This is a genomic window from Pectobacterium jejuense (assembly GCF_026800125.1).
Taxonomy (GTDB): domain Bacteria; phylum Pseudomonadota; class Gammaproteobacteria; order Enterobacterales; family Enterobacteriaceae; genus Pectobacterium; species Pectobacterium jejuense.
Genome location: NZ_JAPQKX010000002.1, coordinates 48,466 through 72,270 on the forward strand (window position 1 = coordinate 48,466; position 23,805 = coordinate 72,270).

21 protein-coding genes are annotated in these 23,805 nt (G+C 48.7%); 9 read left to right on the forward strand and 12 right to left on the reverse strand.

Annotation, left to right across the window (positions count from 1 at the left end; translation table 11 throughout):
* Positions 1-95: 95 nt before the first annotated feature.
* Positions 96-1,616 carry an MFS transporter gene (locus NXT09_RS03795; RefSeq protein WP_268578923.1) on the reverse strand — a complete coding sequence of 507 codons (1,521 nt, stop codon included), beginning with the start codon at positions 1,614-1,616 and terminating at the stop codon, positions 96-98.
* 145 nt (positions 1,617-1,761) lie between these two features.
* Between NXT09_RS03795 and NXT09_RS03800 the strand changes: the two genes are divergently transcribed.
* Complete coding sequence (locus NXT09_RS03800) at positions 1,762-2,649, forward strand: LysR family transcriptional regulator (protein WP_268578924.1); 888 nt, start codon at positions 1,762-1,764, stop codon at positions 2,647-2,649.
* 71 nt (positions 2,650-2,720) lie between these two features.
* Here NXT09_RS03800 and NXT09_RS03805 read toward each other — a convergent pair whose 3' ends face one another.
* Positions 2,721-3,785 (reverse strand): MBL fold metallo-hydrolase, encoded by a 1,065-nt coding sequence (locus NXT09_RS03805; protein ID WP_268578925.1) that lies wholly within the window; start codon positions 3,783-3,785, stop codon positions 2,721-2,723.
* Positions 3,786-3,996: 211 nt separating this feature from the next.
* Entirely contained in the window at positions 3,997-4,590 is a 594-nt protein-coding gene (locus NXT09_RS03810; RefSeq protein WP_205550343.1) for a hypothetical protein, read from the reverse strand.
* A gap of 497 nt (positions 4,591-5,087) precedes the next feature.
* Here NXT09_RS03810 and NXT09_RS03815 point away from each other — a divergent pair, with 497 nt between their 5' ends.
* Both NXT09_RS03815 and NXT09_RS03820 read left to right on the forward strand, forming a co-directional pair.
* Positions 5,088-5,981 (forward strand): RNA ligase family protein, encoded by an 894-nt coding sequence (locus tag NXT09_RS03815; RefSeq protein WP_268578926.1) that lies wholly within the window; start codon positions 5,088-5,090, stop codon positions 5,979-5,981.
* Positions 5,978-7,123 carry an AAA family ATPase gene (locus NXT09_RS03820; RefSeq protein ID WP_306417443.1) on the forward strand — a complete coding sequence of 382 codons (1,146 nt, stop codon included), beginning with the start codon at positions 5,978-5,980 and terminating at the stop codon, positions 7,121-7,123. The genes NXT09_RS03815 and NXT09_RS03820 overlap by 4 nt, the downstream gene beginning before the upstream one ends.
* A 162-nt stretch (positions 7,124-7,285) precedes the next feature.
* Here the strand turns inward: NXT09_RS03820 and zigA are convergent, their stop codons facing one another.
* Positions 7,286-8,509, reverse strand: a complete 1,224-nt coding sequence (zigA, locus tag NXT09_RS03825; protein WP_268578928.1) for a zinc metallochaperone GTPase ZigA — start codon at positions 8,507-8,509, stop codon at positions 7,286-7,288.
* Between the two features lie 389 nt (positions 8,510-8,898).
* On the opposite strand from zigA, the gene NXT09_RS03830 reads away from it, so the two are divergent.
* From NXT09_RS03830 to NXT09_RS03840, 3 genes are all read left to right on the forward strand, one after another.
* Positions 8,899-9,627 carry a hypothetical protein gene (locus NXT09_RS03830; RefSeq protein WP_268578929.1) on the forward strand — a complete coding sequence of 243 codons (729 nt, stop codon included), beginning with the start codon at positions 8,899-8,901 and terminating at the stop codon, positions 9,625-9,627.
* Between the two features lie 384 nt (positions 9,628-10,011).
* Complete coding sequence (locus tag NXT09_RS03835) at positions 10,012-10,215, forward strand: Arm DNA-binding domain-containing protein (RefSeq protein ID WP_268578930.1); 204 nt, start codon at positions 10,012-10,014, stop codon at positions 10,213-10,215.
* Positions 10,216-10,243: 28 nt separating this feature from the next.
* Complete coding sequence (locus tag NXT09_RS03840; RefSeq protein WP_240346323.1) at positions 10,244-10,609, forward strand: WYL domain-containing protein; 366 nt, start codon at positions 10,244-10,246, stop codon at positions 10,607-10,609.
* Positions 10,610-11,061: 452 nt separating this feature from the next.
* Here the strand turns inward: NXT09_RS03840 and NXT09_RS03845 are convergent, their stop codons facing one another.
* The 6 genes from NXT09_RS03845 to hisN form a co-directional block, all read right to left on the reverse strand.
* Positions 11,062-12,438: a phospholipase D-like domain-containing protein gene (locus NXT09_RS03845; protein ID WP_268578931.1), complete on the reverse strand. Its 1,377-nt coding sequence runs from the start codon at positions 12,436-12,438 to the stop codon at positions 11,062-11,064.
* The gene (locus NXT09_RS03850; RefSeq protein WP_370690902.1) at positions 12,438-13,175 is read right to left on the reverse strand and encodes an AAA domain-containing protein; all 738 of its coding nucleotides are present in this window, start codon (positions 13,173-13,175) and stop codon (positions 12,438-12,440) included. Before NXT09_RS03850 ends, NXT09_RS03845 begins: the two co-directional genes overlap by 1 nt.
* Positions 13,148-15,880, reverse strand: a complete 2,733-nt coding sequence (locus NXT09_RS03855; protein WP_268578932.1) for an AAA domain-containing protein — start codon at positions 15,878-15,880, stop codon at positions 13,148-13,150. The genes NXT09_RS03850 and NXT09_RS03855 overlap by 28 nt, the downstream gene beginning before the upstream one ends.
* A gap of 311 nt (positions 15,881-16,191) precedes the next feature.
* A complete protein-coding gene (locus NXT09_RS03860; RefSeq protein ID WP_268578933.1) occupies positions 16,192-16,476 on the reverse strand; it encodes a hypothetical protein in 285 nt (94 codons plus the stop codon).
* A 16-nt stretch (positions 16,477-16,492) separates the two neighbouring features.
* On the reverse strand, positions 16,493-16,879 hold the full coding sequence (locus NXT09_RS03865; RefSeq protein ID WP_014915486.1) for a VOC family protein: 387 nt from the start codon (positions 16,877-16,879) through the stop codon (positions 16,493-16,495).
* Positions 16,880-16,928: 49 nt separating this feature from the next.
* Positions 16,929-17,729 carry a histidinol-phosphatase gene (gene hisN, locus NXT09_RS03870; protein ID WP_268578934.1) on the reverse strand — a complete coding sequence of 267 codons (801 nt, stop codon included), beginning with the start codon at positions 17,727-17,729 and terminating at the stop codon, positions 16,929-16,931.
* A gap of 251 nt (positions 17,730-17,980) precedes the next feature.
* On the opposite strand from hisN, the gene NXT09_RS03875 reads away from it, so the two are divergent.
* From NXT09_RS03875 to NXT09_RS03885, 3 genes are all read left to right on the forward strand, one after another.
* Complete coding sequence (locus tag NXT09_RS03875; protein WP_268578935.1) at positions 17,981-18,946, forward strand: threonine/serine dehydratase; 966 nt, start codon at positions 17,981-17,983, stop codon at positions 18,944-18,946.
* Positions 18,943-19,884 carry a Rossmann-fold NAD(P)-binding domain-containing protein gene (locus tag NXT09_RS03880; RefSeq protein ID WP_268578936.1) on the forward strand — a complete coding sequence of 314 codons (942 nt, stop codon included), beginning with the start codon at positions 18,943-18,945 and terminating at the stop codon, positions 19,882-19,884. The genes NXT09_RS03875 and NXT09_RS03880 overlap by 4 nt, the downstream gene beginning before the upstream one ends.
* Before the next feature lie 130 nt (positions 19,885-20,014).
* A complete protein-coding gene (locus NXT09_RS03885) occupies positions 20,015-20,638 on the forward strand; it encodes a helix-turn-helix transcriptional regulator (protein ID WP_205550326.1) in 624 nt (207 codons plus the stop codon).
* A gap of 87 nt (positions 20,639-20,725) precedes the next feature.
* Here NXT09_RS03885 and NXT09_RS03890 read toward each other — a convergent pair whose 3' ends face one another.
* The gene (locus tag NXT09_RS03890) at positions 20,726-22,156 is read right to left on the reverse strand and encodes a 6-phospho-beta-glucosidase (protein WP_268578937.1); all 1,431 of its coding nucleotides are present in this window, start codon (positions 22,154-22,156) and stop codon (positions 20,726-20,728) included.
* Between the two features lie 34 nt (positions 22,157-22,190).
* On the reverse strand, positions 22,191-23,651 hold the full coding sequence (gene ascF / locus NXT09_RS03895; protein WP_268578938.1) for a PTS cellobiose/arbutin/salicin transporter subunit IIBC: 1,461 nt from the start codon (positions 23,649-23,651) through the stop codon (positions 22,191-22,193).
* Positions 23,652-23,805 lie beyond the last annotated feature (154 nt).

A 23,805-nucleotide genomic window follows, 5' to 3' on the forward strand; every position in this document is an offset into this window, starting at 1 on the left:
AAGCGTTTACCCGCAAATTTGTACGAATGGAAACCATTATGCCTATCACTCAACACGGGTCATTTCATTAATACAACCGAGTGATGAAACCCATATTACGTCCGCTGGCTGGTACTCGCACCCGCTGGCCGCTCACGCAGCAAAACGAATACCGAGCAGGCCGTCAGTGCAGCGATTCCTGCCAATACGTACATGACAGTGATGAACGACTCCGCATAGTGTTGTAATAACAGATCCTCATGGTCGGGCAGGATCGACGCGGCGGTATGCAGTTCTCCTAATGCGGTGCGGCTGGCCGCTTCCAGAAGTGCAACCTGTGAGACCGATTCCCCTATCTCCAGCGCCATGCCATTTTGGATCAACGTGGCGAGCAAGGCGCTAATCATGGCGATAGCGACACCGTCTGCGGATACCCGCACGGTATTGAAAATCCCCGTCGCCATACCAACCCGTTCCGGCGTCACTACGCTGACAGCCAGCGCGTCCATGAGTCCCCACGGCAGGCCGATACCGATGCCAATCAGCAACAGCGGCAACGGTAACGACTCACCGCCCTGAGCAAAACCATGCGCTAACCCGATCAGTCCGCCCGCCACAAGAAACAGTCCGACGCAGCACAGCAAGCCGGGAGTGAACCAGCGCGTCAGCAATGCCGCCAAAAATGGCACCACAAGCAGCGGAGCGGCCAGCCACACCATCATCTGCCCTGCCTGCAATGCGCTGTGGCCATCAATGCCGATGAAGCGCCCTGGCAGCATCACAATCAGCACGATGAAGAGAAAGGCGGGTGAGGCGGCCAGCACCTGTACACCAATAAATCCGGGAGAACGGAAGAATCCCAAATCCAGCATCGGCTGTGCTGCCCGCCGTTCGATAACCACAAAACCAGCAAACACGGCGACTGACGCGAGCAACATGGCGATAACCATCGGATTGCGCCATCCCTGTTCAGGTACCAGCAGCATGCCGTAGGTGAAGAGCCCCAAAGCCAGCGTGAAGCTGATCATGCCCGGCCAGTCCATCGTGCCAGAGTTCGTCTCATGCGCCTGTCGAGTGCTTATCGCGACCAGCCCCAAGCCAAGCAGGCCCACAATGCCCGTAGCGTAGAAGACGCCCTGCCAACTGCTGGCCTCAACTATCCATCCTGATATCAGCGGGCCGAAAGCCAGCCCGAGGCCAAAGGTAGTGCCCAGTAAGCTGAAAGCACGCGCACGGGCTCGTCCAGCGAAAAGCGGAGCCAGTGATGACATCGCCGCGGCAAAAGCAGCCGCGCCGCCTAGCCCCTGTAGCAACCGCAGCAGATCGATCCACAGTACGCTGGGGGAAAACGGAATCGCAAAGGTAAAAACACAAAACCAAGCCAGCCCGATCAGCCAAATACGCCTGCGCCCGTAGATGTCGGTCAGGCTGCCCGATACCATCATCGCGCCGCCATAGCTGAGGATGTAAGCGTTCATAGTCCAGCTAAGTTGCGCTGGGCTGCCGCCCAACTCCTGACTGATCGCCGGTAGCACGACCGCCGGGCCAGTGAAGCACAGCGGAATCAATAAGCCGGTGAGGCAAGCGGCCAACAGTTGAAGCCAGATTCGGGCGGAGGGAAAAGAAAGTGAAGTCATCGTTCTCGTCTGCAATAACGTGATGCCCAAAGACACCAACAGAGGTCACCGGGCGTTTCCTGCAGCTTAAGCCAAAGCCATAACGAGAAAAATAGGATAAGGTTATCAATACTTCGGACAAAAATGTCTTAAATGGGTCGGCGTGATGATGGATAAACTGGGCAGTATTGGCATTTTTGTGCGCGTGGCGGAACGGCTTGGGTTCTCCGTCGTATCGCGCGAATTGGGGGTTTCCCCCTCCTCTGTCGGCAAAGCGGTTGCACGGTTGGAAACACGCTTGGGTGTACGCCTCTTTCATCGCAGCACACGAACGCTGGCATTGACCGCCGAAGGTGAAAAGTTCCTTGAGCGCTGCCGCCGCATTCTGAGCGAGGTCGAAGCCGCTGAACTGGAAATGACGCAGGCCAGCGAGACGCCACACGGTAAACTGCGCGTCAGCCTGCCCAGACACAGCAGCCTGTTCGAGCCTGTCATCGCAGATTTTATGCAGCGCTATCCGGCAGTAGAACTGGATCTGGATTTCTCCGATCGTTTAGTGGATGTCATTGGTGATGGTTTTGATGCCGCGATACGCACCGGAATGCTGGCAGATTCAGGGCTCAAGCGCCGTCAGTTGGGCACGTTCCGCCGCGTTCTGGTCGGTGCGCCGGAATATTTTAAGGAATACGGACTGCCGCAACGTCCGGTGGATCTGCAGACACATGTCTGTCTGCATTACCGCTTTCCCAGCTCGGGCCGCCTCGAACCGTGGCCGCTCCCGTCAACAACAGAGGAAAACGCCTACGACCTTCCGCTCTCGCTGGTCTGCAACAGCATAGAAATGCGCATCCATCTGGCCCGACAGGCCCAAGGCATTGCCTGCCTGCCAGATTTCAGCGTCGCGAAATACCTGCGCGATGGCCGATTACAGACCATCCTTGATGACTTCACTCAAAATAGCAGCCCAATGTGGATTCTTTGGCCCGCCAGTCGCGATCTGTCTCCCAAACTCCGGGCATTTATTGACTGTCTGAGTGAGAAAACATTTGGCTGATGGTGTGCCGCTCATCCCTTCAACAACGTGAGGAACGTTGAAGGGATGAGCTTAACTCTCGTTCCGCCCTGCTACCACCACTGACTAAACGTCTGCTGCGGGTTATCAACCTGAACGCGTTCACCAATGCGGGGCGTCATCAGTCGCCAGTCTTGATTTTCACTCGCCTGCGAAATGCGCTCCAGCGGATCGTTCCAGCGGTGGTGCGCCAGCTTAAATTTGCTGTTATGGCTCGGTAATACCGCTTTAGCCTGCAAATCGCTGGCCGCCTGCGCGCTCTCTTCCGGCGTCATATGAACATGGGGCCAATCCCGATCGTATTGTCCGCATTCCAGTATCGCGATATCGAATCCGCCCAGACGCTCGGCGATCACTTTGTAATGGGCGCCATAGCCGCTGTCCCCGCCGAGATACAGACGATGTTGTTGCGTGATCAGCGCAAACGAGCCCCACAGCGTTTGATTATGCTTGAGGAGTCGGCCGGAAAAATGCTGTGTCGGAAGTACATGGATTTCGACTCCGTTCTCTTTCAGACAACTGAACCAGCCGCCTTCCGTAATGTCTTTCTGCGGGAAGCCCCATTTTACAAAATAGGAACCTACGCCCGTTGGCGTGACGATGCGGCGGATTTTCCCGCGTAGCGCGTTCAGCGTGGGGTAATCCAGATGATCCCAGTGATCGTGGGTGATCAGCAGATAATCAATGGTGGGAACATCGTCCGGTGAATACACATTGCTGCCCTTGAAGGCGACATTGGTGCGCGGCACCGGCGAAGCGTTGTCGCTAAATACCGGATCCAGCAGGAACGTTTTCCCTTCCAGTTGAATGAAATAGCTGGAGTGTCCCATCCAGATGATGACGTTATCCGTTTTACTCAACTGGTGTAGATCGGTCTTTTCCGACGGCAAACGGGTATCTGGCAACGCGCCAGCGTCTTTTTCGAAAAGAAAGCGGTACAGCAGCGCGAATCGGTTCTGGCTATCGACCGTCGGGCGAGCCACTGGGTTATGAAACACGCCATCGCGAAAGAGTGGGTTTTCCGGCTGGGGCTTGACCTCTGGTGATACATACTGCGGCTGTTTTAACCAGCCGTAAACGGCGACTACAATCACAGCCAAAACGAGTAACAAAAGCATAGCGTTTATCCGGTGTCGTTTCGTCATGCCTGATTTCAGGCATCGGCCCTTTGGCACCGGCAGTTATGCACGAACGCTGAGAATCTGGCAAGGGAGAACCGGGGGATTTTTGGTGCAAAAAAAGCGAAGGTGCTCGCCTTCGCTCAAGAATATTGATGAGAAACCGCGGCGATCTGTCACCGCTGACGTTTACCTGCTGCGTCAGTACGGATTACTTTTTGAGCGCCAGCAGCGTTTTTCCCATTCCGATAACAAACTCATTCTGTTGCCCGATGACCTTATTCAGCCCGGCTTCATCCTGAATGTTATCGACCGTGTTGATCGCCTGCACTTCCAGCACGCGTCCTTTAATCAGCGTCGAGCACAGCGAATGCAGGACCTTATTATTCAGAATCGTTTGTAAGCAGCGAAAAGGCGTCGCACCGTCAATGTTTCCCGCACGTTGGTCGGGCTTAATGCGCTGGCGCAGCATCTCTTTCTCGGTACTGGCAATCACCGCATCCAGATCGCTGGGCTTGGAGGCAATAGGTACATTGCCATCTCTATCTGGCGGCAGCATGAACAATGAAACCAGCGCCTTATTGCCTGTCGTAGGGTCAACATACTCGGTCTGCACCATGTGGTTTGCCGCATCGACCACTTTGTCTCGCTGAATCATGTTCAACAGCTGCGCAGGTAATGCATCGGTAAGATCCTGCGTGGTATAGCCGACGAACAAATCTGGATCTTTTGTCTCTGCAACACCGTACAACGGCAGTACCAGTAAAAGACCCGCAATCCCTTTCTTTATCACACTGATTTTCATTATATTCCTCGACTCTTCATTGTGTGCATCCCCTATCCGACCACTCGCTATTCTTATCACGCTGACGTCGATAGCCTCTGGCCTTTTTACCACGTTTACACGCGACAACGCATTCTACAACTACAGGAAAGAATAGCATTTTTTATACAAAAACTTGTTGTCGGAGAGTTCCTTCGCTAGAATCGCGCCGTTTACTCACCCCCATGTGTCATTTGGAGCCATAAAGTGCCCTGTACGTCAGCCCCCCACTAACCGCCGACGACTGCATTAAGCAGCCTCGATTCGGCGCAGTCTGCGCCAGCGTTGGCTGCGGTACGAGTTCCCTGTTTTCCCCGCTATTGTGCGGAGCAGAAAACGAACCTCCCGCTTCCTCCCCCGCGACTCTGACCTCTGGAATGCCAGCGGCCAGCTATTGACTCGCGCCAGAACACGTTCGTCGGCCCTCTTTTTTACCGTAGATGGGCCTGGCTGCGCCAATAACGCAGCAGGCGAAAAACATGTATTTACATTCAATACCGTTATTAAAGTATCCGCGTACCCCGCATCTGGAAGGTTCGCGTTTACAGTCTGGCGACGATGCGTCGGACCAAATCGCACTGAAAGCGCTGGCAGGCCGTTACGTCGTGATCGAAGAAAAGATCGACGGCGCAAACAGCGGCGTGTCCTTCAATGAAACGGCGGAACTCCTGCTTCAGTCGCGCGGCCACTATCTGGCTGGCGGCTCACGGGAACGGCAGTTCAACCAGTTCAAGCTCTGGGCTACCGCGCACGAAATGCGTTTTCTTGAGCTGCTGGAAGACCGTTTCGTGATGTACGGCGAATGGGCGTACAGCAAGCATTCCGTGTTTTACGACCGGTTGCCGCACTACTTTCACGAATTTGATATTTACGATCGTCGTGACGGCATTTTTTTATCGACGGCGCGCCGACACACGATGCTGGCCGGTTCGCCCGTGTTATCCGTTCCGGTACTTTACGCCGGGGAAATGCCAACGAATCCGGCATTGCTGTGGAAGCTGGTGTTCCGTTCGCTGGCGAAAAGCCAGAACTGGAAGACCGCGTTTGAATCCACCGTGCAGCGTGAAGGTTTGCCGCTCGCGCTGTGCTGGCAGCAAACCGATAAATCGGACCGTTCGGAAGGCCTTTATTTGAAGGTTGAAGATGATGAACAGGTACTGGCACGTTACAAGCTGGTACGCCATGACTTCATCCAGACCATTTTGGACAGCGGCTCGCATCATTCCCGACGCCCGATTTTGCCGAACCAGCTGGCTGACGGCGTTGATCTGTACGCGCCCTGTCCAACCGTATCCTGGGAAATGCTGGGGCTGAATACGCTGCGTTCTTTGGACGCGCTCGCCGCCTCGATGCCCGATAAGCAAGGAGTATGATTATCATGGATTGGAATACCATTAGGGGATTGGTCCCCGCCTCTGGCGCGCAGCCAGATTTTGCTGCTTGTCTGGACGCGTTCCCAGTGCTTCAACGCGCCAAAGAGACGCCGCAGGAGCCGCGCTATCACGGCGAAGGCGATGTCTGGACACACACCATCATGGTGGTCGAGTCGCTATTGCAGCTTCCTGATTACCAGAACGCTACACGCGAGCAGCAGGAAATCTTGTTTTTTTCCGCGTTGCTGCATGACGTTGCAAAGTACCGCACGACGGTGATTGACCCGGTAACGGGTCAGATTGGTCAGCCAGGGCATTCTCGCAAAGGCGCCATCGACGCCCGGGTGCTGCTGTGGGATGCCGGCGTTCCGTTTGCGATTCGGGAAGCGATTTGCCGCTTAATTTCGGTGCATCAGGTGCCGTTCTACTGCCTTGAGGATGAGCGCCGTCGGATGTCGCCGATCTTTACGATTCGCGAATTATCCTGGCAGTTGAGCATTCCACTGCTGGCAACGCTGGCGGAAGCCGATATGCGCGGGCGCATCTGTCAGGATCAATCACGCGTGCTCGACAGTATTGAGCTGTTTCGCGAGCTGGCGCGGGAAGAAGGCTGTTACGGCCAGCCGAGAGCATTTGTCGATGCCCACACACGCCTGAGCTATTTTCGCGGTGCCGATGTTCATCCAGACTATCCGCTGTTTCAGGAACCGGGGTCGAAAGTCACCGTGATGTGCGGGTTGCCTGCTTCGGGAAAAGACACCTGGGTGCGGACGCATCGGCACGATTTACCCGTGGTGTCTTTCGACGATGCGCGAACAGAGCTGGGGCTGAAACACGGTGAGAATGAAGGAAAAGCGGTGCATTGGGCGACCGACAAAGCACGCTCACTGCTGCGAACGCATGAACCGTTCGTGTGGAACGCCACACACCTGAGCCAGCAAATGCGCACCCGCACGTTGGATCTGTGCTACGCCTACGGCGCAGAAGTGGAGATTGTCTATCTGGAGCGTCCGCGTCAGGAATTGCTGCGCCGCAACGGGAAACGAGACACCACATTGAGCAACAAAACGCTGCAAGGTATGCTGACGAAATGGGAGCTTCCCGCACCGACGGAAGCGCATGCGGTTAGCTATGAAAGCTAACGCAGTGGAAGTGCGATAAACGGGATCTCGAATTCCGTGATACCGTTTTTTCTGCACCAAGCTACTATTTTTTCATAGAAAAACTTATCGTCCTCAACACGCGCGGGGACGATAAATCTTCCACCCTCTGAGCAATCAGGCCTTTTCTAAATTACCCACACGTTATGACGCAAACCAAGGCTCTATCGGGTCCGGATAATCTAGCCACATCACCAGACCTTCTGTCATTTCTTTGTCCGTCAGCAGTGCAGCCTCCAGACGGGTCCGCAGCACGTATTCATCCATATCGATACCGATAAACACCAGTTCCTGCCGTGCATCACCCACGCCATCCACCCATATGGAACGAATGTAATCAAGCGATTCGCTATCTGTCGGCCACCTTTCTTTTGGTGCGCTGACCCACCATGAACCGGCCAGCCCCTGACGCGCCACGCCGCCTGCCTGAGACCACGATCCGGCATATTCCGGGCGGCTTGCCAACCAAAAATAGCCTTTAGATCTGACAACTCCGGTGAGCGAGTTTTCCATGACCTGCGCGAAACGGGCAGGATGAAACGGCCGACGCGCGCGGAAAACAAAACTGGTGATGCCATATTCCTCCGTTTCAGGCGTATGCTCGCCGCGTAGCTCTTTCAACCATCCAGGAGCCTGCGCCGCTTTGTCGAAATCAAACAATCCCGTGTCGAGCACCTCGTTCAACGGCACAGCACCAAATTGTGCATGAAGTATTCTTGCGCCCGGATTAAGTGAACGAATAATCGCAACCAGCTTTTGCTGTTGCGCCGCATCAATAAGGTCAGTTTTATTGAGGATAATGACATTGCAGAACTCGATCTGGTCAATCAGTAAATCCACAACACTGCGCTCGTCACCCTCTCCTAACGATTCTCCGCGTGAATGGATGCTGTCCACCGACGTGTAATCTTTTAAGAAATTATAGCCGTCGACAACGGTCACCATCGTATCCAGCCGAGCCACTTCAGAGAGGCTTTCCCCATCGTCACCCGCAAACGTGAAGGTCTCCGCGACCGGAAGCGGTTCCGCGATACCGGTTGATTCAATGACCAACTGATCAAAACGCCCCTCTTTCGCCAGCCGATTAACCTCGAGCAGGAGATCTTCACGCAGCGTGCAACAGATACAGCCGTTACTCATCTCAACCAGCTTCTCGTCAGTCCGTGAAAGCTCGGCACCGCCTTCCCTCACCAACGCAGCATCAATATTCACTTCTGACATGTCGTTGACGATCACCGCGACGCGGCGGCCAGCGCGATTATTCAGAATATGGTTAAGTAACGTGGTCTTTCCCGCGCCGAGAAAGCCGGATAGTACGGTCACAGGTAGTCTTGCATCTGCTTTCTGTCGAGCTACAACGTCAGCCATATTTCACACTCTCTAATGATTTGCATTTTTACTGTTCTGCTTTGGAATGATTCATCGACACGAATGTTTCGCTTTTAAACTCCCATCGCGATAATCTCCCCACGCATCATTTGTTATGTTATAACATAACAATTAAAACATTAAAATCATTGAGGGTTTGATTTTGTCTAATAATATTAAAGTCGGCGGAGTTACCCTGCCAGACACGTTGCAGACAGAAGACAACCCGCATCGCATTCCTGCGTGGAAGTTCGGTAGACGGGGGCTCGTTATTGCTGAACAAAGGGAAAAATCACGGAAGGATTTTTCATAGTTACCCTCATGTATCGGACTGATATCATGAAAATAATATATATCTGAGGGGCTTTTCATTTCGGAGTAGGTAAAACATGGAAACGTTGGTAAAAGCGTATATACAAATACTGCAGGGGCTTAACATCCGGTCATTCAACCTACAGGAGGATAAATACTCTGGCGTATTTTTACCCGTTCCCTCCGATGAATACTGGCGATCCACCGTAAAAGTTATGCTGGTTGGGCGTGAAACAGCGGGTTGGAATACCTTAAATGGGAAGAATACCATTTCCCGAGTCCTAGGACTTATACCTGATGTCACCACAGAGCTGGTAGTTGAAGAAGCTATAACTCGTTACAGGAAACATCTGACGGAGACGCTTAATCTCAAATCACGTAGTCGCTTCATACAGTATCATTTCCGACTGGCTAATGAGTTGAACATTGCCCCTCAGGCAATCGTATACGCCAACCTACTGGCGTGGGATTACGACCGTCTGACTCCACTCACACGTCCTGAGAATGAAGTACAGGAAGTGATATCGGCCTCACTGAAGCTGCTTGCTACACAAATTAGATATCTGGAGCCTGATTTCATTATCTTTGCATCCGGAGCCCGGCGAACAGACTACATCATCAAACAATTGCTTACTGAGTTAGGCGGCTATGAGACTTCATCAGTCATTTCAGGAAAGCTATGGGAGTTTAAAGCAGGGAATGCGATCTGTTTCAGAATAGCTCATCCGAGAGCGATGCGCGGACATCAGGAGTATAGAGAGATGGTGATTAAGCGCATTAAAGAGGTCTGCGACCAAGGCCGATAGTTGCATCAAAGGTTATGAAAATCTGATTCTATGCCACACTCTCCCTGAGGAATGCAGGCAAGGCCGCACAGTTCACTATGCTGGAAGCGACACATCCGGTTTTACATCACTAGGCTGCAGTTTACTTTCGTTTCACCCGTGAGGGGACCTGAACTCGCACAACGCGAACAGCGAGGGATTGAAAATCCCCGTGTCCTTGGTTCGATTCCGAGTCCGGGCACCACCTTTCCTTTTCTATGCTTCCTTATCAATCCCTATGTTGTTGTGATTCAATAAGTTGGCGTAAAAATCTTTTCCGATGCGTTTTGATTTATCCCTTCGTATCGGGGAATTTGTGGGTCAGATTGCGGGTCATTCAGTTCGATGAACGGGAGTGACCCCCACATGTTAACTGACAGCAAAGTCCGATCCGCGAAACCTCTCGCAAAATCTTACAAGCTCACTGACTCGCAAGGCCTGTACCTCACGGTATCTACCAGTGGCGCTAAGCTATGGTATTTCCGTTACCTGCCTGCCTCCGCGCTGACAGCCCTCAGTAATGAAATCCTTGGCCCCGTCGAGGATATCGACCTGTTTACCGCCTTTTGACGGGGAACGCCCCTCACCCTACAGGATTATGCTCCCGGAACCGCGCCAGAAACCCACGCTGTTCGGTGATTTCAGCAGACTGACTCTCTCCATACTTAATCAGACCCAGGTGCTTATCAGAACAGACGAAAACGTCAGTAATACCGTTCACCCCTATCGCCTGCTTTGCAGTCGTGCGGAGTGGTATCTTGCCGTATGTGCTTTATCTGGCGTGTTCGTTATCTCCCTGTCCCGAATCAGGCTTGTTGAGGTATTACCAGATACAACATTTAAAATCGATAACGCACTCATTTCGCTGATTGAACAGTCTGACTTTATGGAAGCGTTACCCCACATGAACATTATTCATCAGATAATGCATTACGGGAGCAAACAGACGAATAATCGTAATTAAATTCACAACATATTATTAGTGATGATTAAATCACATTAACATGATAAGTGAAGAAATTATGATTATTGAAAGAGAATATGCACTAGCAGATACAACAGCAAGACTTAACACTGACCTGCGAGACTATGAAAGAGAAATAAACAGAGCCGCCAGTGTAACATTCGGCAATGTTCTGACTGACATAACCGTATATCAGTTCAGTTTTACCATCAGCGTCAGGACAGACAGCGAAAAGATAAAGCACGGTCTTCTTGTTAACTTCGGGAAAAACATAGCAAGGTAGGTTTCATCGCTTTGTACATCCGCAATGCGATTCAACCCGAATGAAAAACACAAGCCGAGCCGTCAGCTTTCAGGTGCACAAACATAAGTACAGAACAAAAGAGGTAACAAACATCAAATGATGTATATGCCGCAATCAGTATCATTAAAACTAATTGCGGCAATAATTACTACTGAGTCACCCAACCTTTATAGCCATTCTTAAGAAGATTAATATCGTCCTCAAATTGTCTGTCCACATAGCGCTTTTTATTTACTAATTGGCCTCTTTCATCTCTAGGCTTTCCTTTATCGCCTCTAAATGACAACCAATTGAAACTAGTTGTCACAGCAAAGACATCATCACATACCAGAGATTTTCTATGAGTATTACCCACATATACGAAATTGAAGTTATTATATTTCCTATCAAGCCTGTCCAATTCACTTTTCGCTTGATTTGTTATGGGTAACTTTTGATCTTTTTTGTTTCCACCACCTCCATTTTCATCTATACCGTATCCAATATATACATCAACACCTCTTCGTAATGCTTCATCAAGCAATCGGATAAATTCAGAATCAACTACTTGATGCCTTATCCAAGGTGAAATAATCAGTAATCTATCATTAGAGGTTTGTAGAGCTCTTTTCAAAAGCGCAGGATGTTCATGGCACAAAACAGACTGAATTGTATCAGCATCACTGCTTTTAGAATCAAGAACATCTTTTAAGCAATCATTTTCAGAAGAATCAGAATCGATACAAGACAAATCCACGGGATATACAGGTGAAGAACCAGATAAAAACTCCGCACCAATAAGAGCTGGCCCTCCCAACTCTCTAAATATACTTTCATGCTGGATAGATGCACCTTCCTCATTCCAAAATGAAACATCTATCTCGCTTCGTTTTGATGAGTTTCGATAAAAAATCGCCACATAAGGGAGATATCTTATCTCGCGCCTTTCTATAACTTTAATTGCGAGCAGTTCCTGATTATCATCTTCAGTAGTTCGATTCCTACTGATTAAACGATCAAATTCATCGAGAGGTATATCCTCAATTTCAGGGCGCTTAGTACTACAATTAGGTATTTCTTGAAAACCGAACTCCCGCATTTCACTTGGTTTGTATAGGAAGTCTGGGTTAATTAACATCAATCTTTTAGTCAGTGCGTCCATGCAAACTTTTACAACTCTTTCTACCGGACGTACAACTAAACACTCTTGTAATACAGTATGTCCTTTGGTAGTAAGGGTTATTCTGGCGACTTTATCACTAATGCTCCTAGAGTAATTTATTAATTCATCTTTATTTAGGTTAGCAAAAACACTTTTTATTACCGAATTCGGAAGCCCCAAAAAATCATAAATATCCTCAGGCGAAGAAAGTCCTGCTTTAATCGCTCTTAGAATAGCTTCATCTATCGGGCCAATAGTCTTTTTATCTAACACTAATATTTTAATAGTTAGAACATAAACCGGTATCCCGGCCTCCTTAAAATATGATATTTCATACCCTGACCTTGCTTTTGAGGCATCATTAAGAATATTTTCTAAATTCATTATTGTATCTCCTCAAGAGTACAAGAAGAACTATTTGATGTTATATAACCTAGAACATCTCTAAGTGGGTTTTTTTGACCACCTATTTTTTGGCAGTACAAATGATCTCCAACAATAATCAATAATTCTTTTCCGCGAGAAAGAGCAACGTTAATTCGCTCCATTTCACTTAAAAAACCCAGTGTTTTTTCTTCAGATCTCGTAACGGAAAAAATAACAATGTCAGCTTCACGTCCTTGAAAAGCATCAACTACGTTAATGAAAACCTCAGAAAAACTATTCCAATTGTGACGTTTTGTTTCAACAGCAGTTTGCAATCGTTCTCTCTGTTCACTATATCCTGTCAGGATAGCAACGCTTGATGTCTGGTTTTTGAACTTACCTTTCTGAACATAAAAATTAATTCTCTCCAACAACTTTACGATATATTTAACCTCTGTATCATTATAATAAGTTTTGCCTATTTTTTTTGATTCGTGTTCAGTCGCCCGACTAGTTGAATACCATACAACTGGATTAGGAAAAATATTTTTTAAATGTGGTGCGGGCTCGCGATCAACACTAAATAATTTATTTGGATAGAAGCATTCAGCAACTAAATCTCCAATCTGAGGCAGCATTCTGTGTTGTGTTGTTAATGCCTTACATAATTGTGATGGTAAATTATCACTTAAATGTTTAAAGAGAGTTTCTTTTTGAGAATCACTATTCAGATTATATTTTTTAAAAGTCCAGATTTTTTTAACTCAGGATCCTGAAAGGGAGATAATTGCTTATTATCACCTACAAGTATTGTCCTTCTTGCTCTGGACATCGGTACCAAAACCTGGGTAGGTGTTGCAATAGAAGCTTCATCAACTATACATAAATCATAAATAATTTCATTACGACCAGGAATATTTCCGACCCCAAGACATGTCCCTGCAACTATCTGCGAGGATGCGATTACAGCAGATCTAAATTCTCTACTACGACCTAATCTGGCTTCCCAGTCAGCATGTGTTAATAAAATTTCCTTTAGTTGCTTGGCTAATGTAGTATTAACAGAGAATGCTTCTGCCCAACCTCTAAGATCCTCAACAGAACATTTAGAAAACTCTTCAAGCTCGTCTTCAGAATCAACATATTCCTTTAAATTGAGAAAAGCAACTTTCAGCTCTTTAGATAATTCCCCACGCTCTTTACTCAGTTCCTGATATACCTCATCAAATTCCTCACGCGCGGTGATCTCAAGCTTATTTCGGTATTCATCAGAAACTTTTTCTGATAATTCCATTAACTTATTAACGACTATTTCCAATCGCTGCTTTAAACCAGCGAACCTTTCAAGAGCCATTGCCCTCTGAATTTCTTTGACATTAATATTATTCAAATCAGCCCAGCGCTCAATAAAAGCTCGCCCTGAAGAAAGTGCTGTCTTTCTCATCTCAGGTAATTTAGCATCTAGCAGATATTTTTTTGTACTATCCGATATTCGTGGATCTGAATCGTTCCCTATACGCACTGCATTCAAACCACCATTTGCACTTTTCATGATACGCTCTAGTGAGTTATCTAATGCAACATGAGTTTGAGAAGTTAACAAAACCCTCGCATGCGGATTTGATATAAAAGTTTGCAAAACCAATTCTGTAATAAATGTAGTCTTCCCTGTCCCTGGTGGTCCTTCTACGATCATTAATTCGGGCCCTGACAATGCTGTTAATACAGCATCCTTTTTATCTTCATCAATTTCTTTTTGTATAAATTCGACTTCTTTTATTTCTGGTACAATAACATCATTTGGATTAACAATATTCTTTCTTAAATTAGGATTTACAGATCGATCATATCTTACTGCATCAAGAGCTAATCGCTGTCGATCCAATGACAGATCAGTTTTTTTAGTATCCGTTTCAACTATACCTTCCTCTAATATAGAGGACGAGGAGATTCTATTTGTATCACTCGGTCGAATTAATATTTCTCTATCGGAGGCAGAAACAACTGTCCCACAAAAATGGCCTGAGCGTTTAGCCTCAATAATAATATCTTGATGTAGCAATGCTGTTGCACCAGAGTTTTTCTTTGGAGTGAGTTTAAGTAATTCTCCGGAAACAGAAAAATCTGTATAATGAACTCTAATTTTACGACTTTTTTCAAGATCCCCCATAGCATTTAAAAGATTTAGCCAGTTCTTAAAGATCAACTGTTCCTTCTCTTGCAATTTTAGTATTTTTTGTTCGCTATCGAATTTTAAAAGGTTTTCCCTAATAGAAATAATGGCATCGCCTGAAGACTCATTAGAACTCCCAAAAAATGCAAATTTTGCATTGATCGAAGAGGCTTTTTGTCTACACCACTCCAATTCAGATGAAGTAAAAGAAAGAGCATCAACCAATTTCAATCTTGTACCATCTCCATCAGGAACCAGTGTATATCTATATTTGACTCCATATATTTTTATAGCCCAAGAGGTATATTGAGGCGATGCCGGTATATTTTCTCCAATTGGATTTGATAGATCTTTTTCTAAAAAACCATGAATTGCTCCGCCAGTTATACCTAAGTCTGACTCAATAACGCTCAAAACCTTATTGGTTGCTATCAATAATATAATTGGTTCTAATTCCTTTCGCAGTGGTAGCAGTGCCTTTTCTAAAGCCGCTTGTAACATAACAGCATTTTGAGGGCGTAAATCCGGTTCGTCAATGATAAGGCAACTTCTCAAAACCCTCTTTATCGACTCATCTATTGATAGTTTTTCCAACCCAGACATCACCTCTTCATAGGTTGAAGGATTCGAGCCTGTCATCAAATAAATTGTCAAAACTGCAAATCCGAAAACATCTCTGCTATAACTATAACTACCATCATCCATTTCTGGTGGCGCAAAAGGAAGTGAAGCATATTGCGCTAATGTAACACCAGGCATGAGAAAATTTCTGATTTTTGAAATTCCAAAATCACAAACCTTTATCTTTCCTTCATTACTTATAAGTATATTGGTAGGTTTTATATCTCTGTGTGCAGTTGAATGAGAATGCGCAAATGATAAAGCATCAAGAATAGGCCGACCGATAATATTAAAAAAATCGTCCCAACTTGAGAACTTATGATTTTCACAGTACTGTAGCAGATTATTTTCTACCCATTCGATTACAATAAAATAATCACCAGAGTCTTCATCACAACCAGAGTCAAGGATCTGTACAATGTTCTGATGCTGGAGATCCGCTAATGCCGTAACTTCTCGATGAAAAGACTCATAGATTATTTCATCAACCATTTTTCCTGTGTTTAATATTTTAACAGCAACTGTATTTCCGGTATCAGTATCAGTAGCTTTGTAAATGGAGGCCCATCCTCCATTTATCGGCGTTCCTCGAGTTACATATCGCCCATCGGCAAGGATACGCTTAGCCTCTCGCTTAAGACTCAAAGTTTTATTTTGGTTTGTCATAAATATAGTTTACACCATTTTTATTTAATTGATTATAGTAACTATTGGTTACTATGTACTTTCCCTATGAATGATCACGAAACATTTCTGTTTAAACTTACTCACATCTGCTTAAGCTACAACTACTGGGATAGTATTCCAATTATACATAGCAATATGAGTTTAAGTTCACAGGTAGAAATCTGGTAGAGAATCGCAGGTCAATTTTCAACCTAATCTGTTGAGTTAGTTACTCAAATCCCAATGGTTTTTAATCAGAGAAGCACACATTCCCCTAGCTGTTAGTATCACCTCTAAAATTTTAAAGGGATTTAAAATCCCCCCGCAGCCTGAGAAACCTGACACTGCCTTTCTTCTAGCACATCAATACAGAGTAAAGCCGTTTGCGGGCCGTCGCGCTCCGTCGTGGAGAGCCACTCTTGCACTGCCAGATAACGCGAATCTGGCGACCACAGCATGTCCTTGCCGAAAACGCGATCGTCTAGTGCTTTCCCGTCGATGGAGAGCGAAAAATAAGGCGGACCGAACCGAATTTCACCAGCGTAAATCAGCATCGCAGTATGTTGTCGATCGAATGAAGGCAGTTTGTGCAGCATATGAAAGCGTTCCGAATCAGTCTGAGGTTATCTCAATCAGATTACCATCTGGGTCGCTGACGATCGCTTCGTAAAATCCGTCCCCTGTCATTCGAGGCTGGGCAACCAGAATGCCGCGTTCTGCTGCTTTGCTGGCTAACGCTTCCACATCCGCTTTGCTCCCGACCGAAATCGCGACGTGCGCCCAGCCGCAGCCTTCTTTATTAGTTAAGGCTTCTGCCAACACCGGCAGCGTCATCAGCTCAATAGATGCGCCTTCACTCAGTTGAACGAAATGCGATTCAAAACCGGGGCGATTCCGGCTCACATACTTTTCCCCCACCTGAGCAGAGAAGAACTCTTGCCAAAATGCCGCCTGCGCGGCCAGATCGGCTGTCCATAACGCCACGTGTGCCACTTTCATCATAATTCCTTCTTAGCCGTTGTCTTTTGCTGGTTTTACAAACCAGCGGTTATGACCGCGTTCCATTCAGAATGGCTAACACCTGTTGGTGCAGCTCGGGATTACCGGTCGCGACTACCGTGCCGCCCGCTTCCGCTCGTTGTCCGTTGAGATCGGTAATGATGCCGCCCGCCTGCTCAATAATCGGGATCAGCGCAACAATGTCGTAGGGCTGCAATGCAAATTCCACGCAGATATCAATCTGGCCTGCTGCCAGCATCGCCATCGCGTAACATTCACCGCCATAGCGCGTCATGAGCGTGCTTTCTGCTAGATCGGCGAAGCGAACTGTCGGGTGCATCGCCAGCGGTTCCGGGGCGGTGGTGTGAAGAATCGCCTGTTCGAGCGACACGCCTTTGCGCGTGTTTAAGCGTATTTCCCCATGCCGATCGCTGCGCCACGCCTGTGAACCATCGGCCCAGAAGCACTCACCAGTAAACGGCTGGTTCATCATCCCCATCACGGCACGTTCATGGTGCAGCAGGCCGATGAGCGTTCCCCACACCGGTAATCCGCATAAAAAAGGCCGGGTTCCATCGACGGGATCTAAAACCCAACGCACCGGACCTTCCCCGCTCAGGCCAAATTCTTCGCCCATAATCGCGTGAGTGGGGTAATGGCGCATGATGTGCTCACGGATGACCCGCTCAGCCTCTCGGTCGGCTTCCGTGACCGGATCAAAGCGAAAGCCCTCTTTGGGCTTCGTCTCAATTTGGTTTGCGGTAAGAGCACGAAAACGCGGTAACGTTTCCTGGCTGGCCAGCGTGGCAAGCTCATGAAAAAAGGCAATATCGGGAAGCGACTGACTCATGGTGTTTTACCTTCCTATCGTGTTGGCATGACGGCATTGTTGAACATTGACGATGATAAATCGCAATGCTCACCACAGCTCGATTATGCGTTATTTTGCATAGTTAATTCGCTCGATTATGCACAAATCAGTAAACCACCACAATTCACGTTCTTCGCATTTGAGTAACACTTCATCTTATTTCATTAAGAAATAGACAATATGTACAATTTGTCTATATTAGACTTTTATTCTCTTATGGATGATAAGTAATGACCACACCCGTCGACATATTGAAGGGCAGCCAACAGGCACATATCGCGCTTCGCCCTCAGGTAAAAGTGACACCTCTAGATCGTAGCCACTCTTTATCCTCTCTCTATGAGTGCGATCTGTTTTTCAAAGCAGAGCACTTGCAGCACACTGGTTCATTCAAATTTCGTGGGGCGAGTAATAAAATCCGTTTGCTTACGACTGAACAAAAAAAACAAGGGATTATCACCGCATCTTCTGGAAATCACGGTCACGGTATGGCGCTTGCCGGAGCAACAACCGATGTGCCGGTAACGGTCTATGCATCTTCAACGGCATCGCAGCTAAAACTCGACGCCATCAAAGCATACGGGGCAACGGTCATTACGTTGGATCAAGATGGGCTAGGCGTCGAACTTGCTGCTGCCGAAGTAGCCGCTAGCACGGGAACGACCTGGGTCTCACCATATAATGATGTAGATGTCATCGCTGGTCAGGGAACTATCGCGCTTGAAATGCTCGAACAGGAAGAGGCGTTTGATGCGATTTTCATTGCCGTCGGCGGCGGTGGCCTGATTTCTGGTGTCGGTTCAGTAATGAAACAACTGTCACAACATACTCGCATCATTGCCTGCTGGCCGACCGCCTCCGTAGCAATGTACGAATCGCTGAAAGCTGGCAAAATCGTTGAACCAGAGGAACATGATACGCTCTCTGATGGGACGGCTGGCGGTCTTGAACCGGGTACGGTAACTTTCCCGCTCTGTCAGCAGGTTGTGGATGATTGTGTTCTGGTCAGCGAAGAAGAAATTAAGTCAGCCATTAAAACCGTTGCCCGTTATGAGCGCTGGATGATTGAAGGTGCTGCGGGGGTAGCAATGGCAGCCTTTATGCAGCAGGCCGATAAATGGCGTGGCAAGCGGGTCGCTGTGGTTTTATGCGGCCGAAATATTGCGCTTGATAAATTTGTCGGGGCCATAAAGTGAAAATTTTAAATCTGGATGAAATCCGCGCCCTGTTCCATGAAGAAACTGCACTGAATAAATTGCGCGCTGGTTTTCAGGCATTTTCGGCTAATAAAGTGCAGATGCCACCGGTACAGCAATTTCTTTTTAAGGATGTACAGGGTGACTGTTGTATCAAATCTGCCTGGATGGGAGGCTCAAACAGTTTTTGCGTGAAGGTATCCAGTGGTTTTTATCAAAATCCCTCGTCGGGCCTGCCAAGTAATGATGGCCTTAACCTCCTTTTTTCAGCCATAACAGGACAACCTCTGGTTTTATTGGACGATCATGGCTGGTTAACCGGTATGCGTACCGCGCTTGCTGGTCGCATTGCAGCGGAACTGCTGCTTCCAGAAAAAATTGAGCGCATCGCTATTTTCGGTACGGGTCTTCAGGCAGAACTGCAACTCCGGCAGCTATGTAATCTGACAGATTGTCGCGATGCCATTATATGGGGAAGAAGTGAGAAATCGCTGCAGCACATGAAAGAAAGGCTTTCCGATCTTAATGCCAACATCGTGTTAACGCAAAATGAGGAAGAAGCAGCCCGCTTATCTTCGATCATCGTCACCGCGACACCTTCAACGACCCCGCTTATCCAGCATGAATGGGTTAGCTCTGGGACGCATATTACTGCTGTAGGCGCTGACGCTCCCGGCAAACAGGAACTGGATGCCGCGCTGGTTGGCGCAGCAGATATGGTTCTTGTCGATGCCTTACCACAATGCCGTGCCTATGGGGAACTGAGTCACTGTCAGGGGCAATATCAGGAAAATCAGTTGATCGTGGAAATAGGCACCTTGCTGACAACTCCTTCATTGTATCAACGAGATCCGTCACATATCACGATTGCCGATCTCACTGGATTGGGTATTCAGGATGCGCAGATTTCTGCCAGCATTCTGTCAACGCTGGGCTGAAAAAGTATTCAGGAACGGCTGTACATACCCGGCTCTGTATGCTTTTAACCTGATGCAGGGAGCAAGGAAACGTAGCGACACTTTTCAGAACATTCGGTAAAGTGTCGCGGTTTGCATCGGAGGAAGGCATATGGCACCGCAACACAATGATAAGCAGCTTAGTTTTAACACCCTGAAGTCGATGGCCGACGGCATTGCCGCTTTATTTTTTCCGGCCGTGGAAGTCGCCATTCATGATGTAAAAAAGGGGAAGGTGGCTTATCTGGCAAACAACCTTTCCAGACGGCAGATTGGAGATGATGCAGGGCTCGAGCAGCTCGAGCTGGGAGAGTTAAGTACGCTGACAGGGCCGTACGAAAAACTCAACTGGGATGGAAGAAAAATGCGCTCAGTCAGCATCCTTATTCCACAACAAGATAGCCTGGGATACGTTTTCTGCATCAATTTCAGTACCGCGCGCTTTGAAGATGCCCGCAACGCGCTTGATCTTTTCTTATCCGTAAACCGCTTGCAGCCACAGCCGACACAGCTTTTTGAACATGACTGGCAGGAAAAAATTAATACTTACCTTCATACCTGGCTGGCCGAGAATAATACCTCTCTCACCACGTTGACTCGGAGCCAGAAAAAGGCTGTTGTCGTTTCGCTTTATAATCAGGGTGCCTTCAATGTCCGGAACTCGGCAGATTATATTGCTAAGGTTTTGTCCATGGGACGGGCTACTGTTTATAAACATATCAAGGAAATACGATAATGGTTCAGCAGGTACACGACAAAAAATAGCCCCCGGACGTCTCCGTCAGGGGGCTAGAGCAGAAATTGCTGAGTAACCTTATTGCCTTTAGCTCAGGTCAGCACCGTTGCTGGCAATCACCTTCTTATACCAGTAGAACGATTTCTTTTTCTTTCTGGCTAATGTGCCTTCGCCTCGGTCATCGCGATCGACATAGATGAAGCCGTAGCGTTTGCTCATTTCACCGGTGGAGGCAGAGACCAGATCGATACAGCCCCATGAGGTATAGCCGATGACCGGAATACCGTCACCAATGGCGTCCGCCATCGCGCTGATGTGCTCGCGCAGGTAGCTGATGCGATAGTCATCATCAATCTCGCCCTGCTCGTTAATCTCGTCCTTCGCGCCCAGCCCGTTCTCGACCAAAAACAGCGGCTTCTGATAGCGGTCATACATCATGTTCATGGTGATGCGCAGGCCCAGCGGATCGATTCCCCAGCCCCATTCGCTCGCCTTGATGTGCGGGTTCTTTAACGACTTCACGATGTTCGCCGCGCTGCTGTTGTGCTCGTTCATATCCGCCGAGGCGCAGCGGGAGGCGTAATAGCTGAAGGACACAAAATCTACCGTGTTCTTGAGAATCTCGTCATCGCCCGGCTCTGACGCAATCGTGATGCCCTTCTCTTTAAACAAACGGCCGGTATACGCCGGATAGGTGCCGCGCGCCTGTACATCAATAAAGAACAGGTTTTCCCGATCTTTATTCAGCGCCGCCCAGACATCTTCCGGTTTGCACGACCACGGATAGAAATTGCCACCGGCCAGCATACAGCCGACCTGATTTTCCGGGTTAACCTCATGCGCAATCTTCGTCGCCAGCGCGCTCGCGACCAGTTCATGGTGTGCGGCCTGATATTTCACCTGCTCCTGATTTTCCCCTTCGGCAAAGACCAACCCCGCGCCGGAAAACGGGCTATGCAGCAAAATATTGATTTCATTGAACGTCAGCCAGTATTTCACCAGCCCGTCAAAGGCTTCAAAACAGGTGCGAGCATAGCGGGCGAAGAACTCCACCATTTTCCGGTTACGCCATGAACCGTACTCGGTGACCAGATGCATCGGCACATCGAAATGGCACAGCGTCACCAGCGGCTCGATGTTGTACTTCTTGCACTCGGCAAACATATCGCGATAAAAGGCGATGCCGTCCGCGTTGGGCGTCAGCTCATCGCCGTTCGGATAGAGCCGGCTCCAGGCGATGGAGGTACGGAACACCGTGAACCCCATTTCCGCCATCAGTGCGATATCTTCTTTATAGCGATGATAGAAATCGATCGCCTGATGGCTGGGATAAAACTCATCCTCACGCAGCGCGAAACGAGGTTCTTGCCCCAGTTTCACCGGCAGACGATTCACGCCGTGGGGAATCATGTCCACCGTCGTCAGCCCTTTACCGCCTTCAAGGTACGCGCCTTCTGCCTGATTGGCCGCAATCGCGCCCCCCCATAAGAACCCATTGGGAAATGTTGATGCAGACATACGCTCTTCTCCTTCGTACTAATTAGTGCTTCATTTAATTCGTGTTCGCTGCGTGCTGCGGCGCGGAAACCTCATCACTCTGTACGCGTTTCTCTTCCGGTTTTTCTTCGACTGGGATGTCTTCAAAGCCCAGCAGTAAGGTGACGAAGAAGGAAATCACGACGGACAGAAGCATGACGCCGAATACCCAGGCAATGCTCATCGGGTTGGTCGGATCAAAGAACTGCACGCTGGTAAACAGCCCCGGCGACGCCATTGAATGGCTTGCCAACCCACCGATACCCGCAACGGCACCACAGATAAAACCGGTAATTAAACAGGCGATCAGCGGACGCTTCAGACGTAAAGCCACACCGTACAGCGCCGGTTCAGAGATCCCGGCAACAATGGCCGAGGCTGCCGCCGCCAGTGCCGTCTGGCGCAGTTCCGGGTTTTTGGTGCGCCAGGCAACCGCCAGTGAAGAACCGCCAAGCGACAGGTTCGCACCGATTTCAGACGGCATTACCATGCCTTCTTTGCCCGTTTCAGCGATGGTTTGAATGATTGTCGGGGTAAACACGCGGTGCATACCGGTCATCACCAGCAGTGGCCAAATAGCGCCCATGATGGCAACGGACAGCCAGCCAAGATAGTCATGTACCGTGTACACCACCGCAGAAATACCGCTACCGATCCAGATCCCAATCGGGCCGATCAACATAATGGCAATCGGGGAGGCAATCAGCACGATTAACATCGGCTTCAGGAAGTTTTTGGTCACCGCTGGCGTAATGCGGTCTACCCATTTTTCAATGTAAGACAGAATCCAGGTCATACACAGCGCCGGAATCACGGTGTAGGTATACTTCACCGCCGTGACGGTCAGCCCCATAAACACCACCTGCTGACCCTGCGCCGCTTTTGCCATCAGATCGATAAACGTCGGATGAACCAGCACCCCGGCGATAGCAATCGCCAGCGACATATTGGTTTTGAATTTTATCGCCGCAGACGCCGCCACCATGATCGGCAGGAAGAAGAACGCGCCGTCACCAATCACGTTCAGAATTGTTATCGTCGATGCGCCCTTCTCAAACAGCCCGGTCATATCGAGGATCATGGCAAGCAGTTTCACCATCGATCCGCCGATAATCGCGGGAATGAGCGGTGACATCGTGCCAATCAGCGCATCCAGAATCCCCGCGCCGATGCGTCGCAGCGTAATTTTATTGTTCACCGGTACGGTTTTTTCAGCTTCCACGCCTTCTGGCAGCAGTTTCACCACCTCGGCGTAGGCCTGAGAAACGGTGTTGCCGATGATGACCTGACACTGGTTATCATTTTTCACGACGCCCAACACGCCGCTTATGGCTTTCAATTCGGCCACATTCGCCGCATCGTTATCTTTCAGCACAAAGCGCAGACGAGTCATACAGTGCGTCACGGCGGCGATGTTATCAGCCCCACCGATGGCATCGACGATCGAACGGGATACAGCCGCATAATTCTTTGACATGGATAGACAATCTCTCGTAATCGCGCACGCTACACCCAATTCAACACACCGTTCAACGCGTCCAAAACGGGAATATCACTTGATGCACGCACATTTATTATTCAATTTCATACAGTTATGAAAGTATTCATGCCGGTATCCCTGCTCCATGCAA